We start from the raw sequence: 3,278 nt of genomic DNA, 5'->3' as shown, positions 1-3,278 counted from the left end.
TGGGCCCGGCCGACGAGCGATGGTGAATGACGAGGCGCTCGGGGGGGAGGTCGAGCCCACGGGGCGGAAAAGGCCGAAGGCCTTGAGGAGGCTCATTCCACCTTCGTCAACCGGCCGACCGTAGCTTCAGCCCGGTGCGCGTCGTGTCGTCGTTCGGGAGCATGGCGGCGAATGCCGGCGGTCGCCTCGGGCAAGGGGGGCTCGTCCTGCCGCATCTGGCCGTCCTCCGATGTCCAAGTATCAAGCCTTGCGATCTTGGAAGAATAAGCAAGCACAAAATTTTCGTGTTTTCGCTTTCAAATCGAATTTATGAAAACTTTATACGCAGTCGCTTCGATGAGTATGGACCCTTTACGGTGATCCGAGGCATGTTCCGCGCCCTTACAAGGCAGAAGACATGTCAGATCTGATCTTTCTCGCAGTTGGCGGAGCGCTGTTCGCGGCGTTTGACCTGTATGGCCGTGGGCTGAAGGCGCTCTAGAGTGATCCTCGCGCTCGTCTACGCCGCCGCCGCCCTGGGGATCGGCATCTACATGGTCGCGGCCCTGCTTCGGCCGGACAAGTTCTAGGTCAGCGGACAACCCAGATGAATTGGCAAGGATGGGCGGAGATCGCCTTCACGCTTGGCGTCACCGTCGCGCTGGGATGGCCGATCGGCGTGTACATGGCGCGCGTCTGGGAGGGGCGGTCGACCTGGCTGGACCCGGTCCTGCGCCCGGTGGAGCGGGTCTTCTACGCGGCGGCTGGCGTAGATACGTCCAAGGGGCAGGGGTGGCTGGGCTATGCGTCGGCGTTCCTGGCCTTCAACGCAGCGGGCTTCTTCGCACTCTACGCCATCCTGAGGCTCCAGGGCGCCCTGCCGCTGAACCCGATGCACTTCGCCGGCATGGCCCCGCACCTCGCCTTCAACACGGCGATGAGCTTCGTCTCCAATACCAACTGGCAGTCGTATGCCGGCGAGTCGACGCTCTCCAACCTGTCCCAGATGGTCGGGCTGACGGTGCAGAACTTCGCCTCCGCGGCGGCCGGCATAGCGGTGGCCGCCGCCATGGCGCGCGCCTTCGGATCTGACCGCGCGAACACCCTCGGCAACTTCTGGGCCGACCTGGTGCGGGTCACCCTCTACATCCTGCTGCCGGTCTGCCTGGTGTTCGCGCTCGTCCTGGTGGCGCTCGGCGTACCGCAGACGCTGGCCGCCCACGTGGACGCCACCACGCTGGAGGGCGCCCGCCAGGGCATAGCTCTCGGGCCCGTCGCCAGCCAGGAGATCATCAAGCAGTTCGGCACCAACGGCGGCGGCTTCTTCAACGCCAACTCCGCCCACCCGTTCGAGAACCCCAACGCCTGGACCAACCTGATCGAGGAAGTGGCCATGAACGCGCTGAGCTTCGGCTGCGTGGTGGCCTTCGGCATCGTCGCCCTGGCCCGCAAGGAAGCCCGCGCGCTGCTGGTGGCCATGGTGGTGCTGCTGGCCGCCGCCGCCGCGACGATCTACGTCAACGAGACCCACGCCACGCCCGCGCTCGCCCATGCGGCCCGTGTGGTCGCCACGCCCAACATGGAGGGCAAAGAGGTCCGCTTCGGCCCGGCCTCCAGCGCCGTGTGGACCGCCATGACCACCGGCGCCTCCGACGGCGGGACCAACAGCACCATCGAAAGCTTCACGCCTCTCGGCGGCGGCATGGCCCTGTTCATGATCAAGCTCGGCGAGATCCTGCCGGGCGGGGTGGGCTCGGGGCTTTATGGGATCGTGGTCATGGCGGTGATCGCGGTCTTCGTGGCCGGGCTGATGGTCGGCCGCACACCGGAGTATCTCGGCAAGAAGATCGAGGCCCGTGAGGTGAAGTACGCGGTCCTCGCCATCCTGATCCTGCCGGTGGCGATACTGGGCTTTGCGGCGGTCGCGGCGATCTATCCCGTGGCGTTGAAGAGCGTCTCGGCCTCGGGCCCCCATGGGTTGACCGAGATCCTCTACGCCTATTCGTCGGCGGCCGGGAACAACGGGTCCGCCTTCGCCGGTCTGAACGCAAACACGCCCTGGTGGAACGTGACGCTGGGGATCGGCATGGCGCTCGGTCGCTTCGCCTACGTCATCCCCGTGCTGGCGATCGCCGGCGCGGTGGCGGCCAAGCCCAAGCTGAAGCCGACCGCCGGCACCCTGCCGACCGACGGGGTGCAGTTCGTGGGCCTGCTGCTCGGCGTCATCCTGATCCTCGGCGGGCTGCAGTATTTCCCGCCGCTCGCGCTCGGCCCGATCGTGGAGCACTTCCAGATGCTCCACGCCGTCGCCCGCTGAACCTCACCCGCAAGGTCTCGCCATGCCTTCCGCCATCGCGACGAGCGCCTCCCAGCAGGCCATGCTGGGCCGTGCCGCCCGGGACGCCTTCGTCAAGCTCGATCCGCGCAGGCTGACCGGCAATCCGGTGATCCTGGCCACCGAGGTGGTGGCGGCGCTGGCCACCCTGTCCACCCTCGAGGCGCTGCTCTCGCATCGCTCGATCCTGTTTCCCGTCCAGATCGCGCTCTGGCTCTGGGCGACCGTGCTCTTCGCCAACCTGGCGGAGAGCGTGGCGGAGGGACGGGGCAAGGCGGCGGCGGACAGCCTGCGCGCGACGCGCGTCGATACCCAGGCCAAGCTGATCGTCGATCCCAAGACGGGCGCGACCGCGCCCACGCCCGCCAGCAAGCTGGAGGTCGGCCAGGTGATCCTGGTGGAGGCCGGCGACATGATCCCCGCCGACGGCGAGATCGTGGAGGGCATGGCGTCCGTCAACGAAGCCGCGATCACGGGCGAGAGCGCGCCGGTGATCCGCGAGAGCGGCGGCGACCGCTCTGCGGTGACCGGCGGCACCACGGTCGTGTCCGACTGGCTGAAGGTGCGCGTCACGGCCGGGGCGGGCTCCAGCTTCCTCGACCGCATGATCGCCATGGTGGAGGGTGCGGATCGCCGGAAGACCCCCAACGAGATCGCGCTGGCCGTGCTGCTGGCCGGGCTGACGCTCGTGTTCCTGATCGTGGTCGTGACGCTGGTGGGGCTCGGCGCCTATTCCGGCGTGAAGCTGGAGCCCATCGTGCTGGGCGCTCTGTTCGTCTGCCTGATCCCCACCACCATCGGCGGCCTGCTGTCGGCCATCGGCATCGCCGGCATGGACCGGCTCCTGAAGTTCAACGTGCTCGCCACCAGCGGCCGGGCCGTCGAGGCGGCGGGGGACGTCGACACCCTGCTGCTGGACAAGACCGGCACCATCACCTTCGGCAACCGCATGGCGACCGAAGTC

Annotated in this window: 3 protein-coding genes; all 3 read left to right on the top strand. The window is 67.7% G+C overall.

What is annotated here, in order from left to right; all coding sequences use genetic code 11:
• Positions 1-482 precede the first annotated feature (482 nt).
• Entirely contained in the window at positions 483-569 is an 87-nt protein-coding gene (locus HUV06_RS16720; protein WP_371811099.1) for a potassium-transporting ATPase subunit F, read from the top strand.
• 17 nt (positions 570-586) lie between these two features.
• Complete coding sequence (kdpA, locus tag HUV06_RS15300) at positions 587-2,296, top strand: potassium-transporting ATPase subunit KdpA (RefSeq protein ID WP_174302105.1); 1,710 nt, start codon at positions 587-589, stop codon at positions 2,294-2,296.
• Positions 2,297-2,318: 22 nt separating this feature from the next.
• Positions 2,319-3,278, top strand: a 960-nt coding sequence (locus HUV06_RS15295) for an HAD-IC family P-type ATPase (RefSeq protein WP_174302104.1), incomplete at its 3' end; no start/stop codon positions are given.

The organism is Caulobacter sp. S45, from assembly GCF_903642205.1.
GTDB lineage: Bacteria > Pseudomonadota > Alphaproteobacteria > Caulobacterales > Caulobacteraceae > CAHJWH01.
This window is presented reverse-complemented; position numbering and strand designations above follow the sequence as displayed.

What these genes read in the sequence shown, in the direction of transcription:
- kdpA (WP_174302105.1), top strand. Translation starts at nt 587, where the DNA reads ATGAATTGGCAAGGATGGGCGGAGATCGCCTTCACGCTTGGCGTCACC.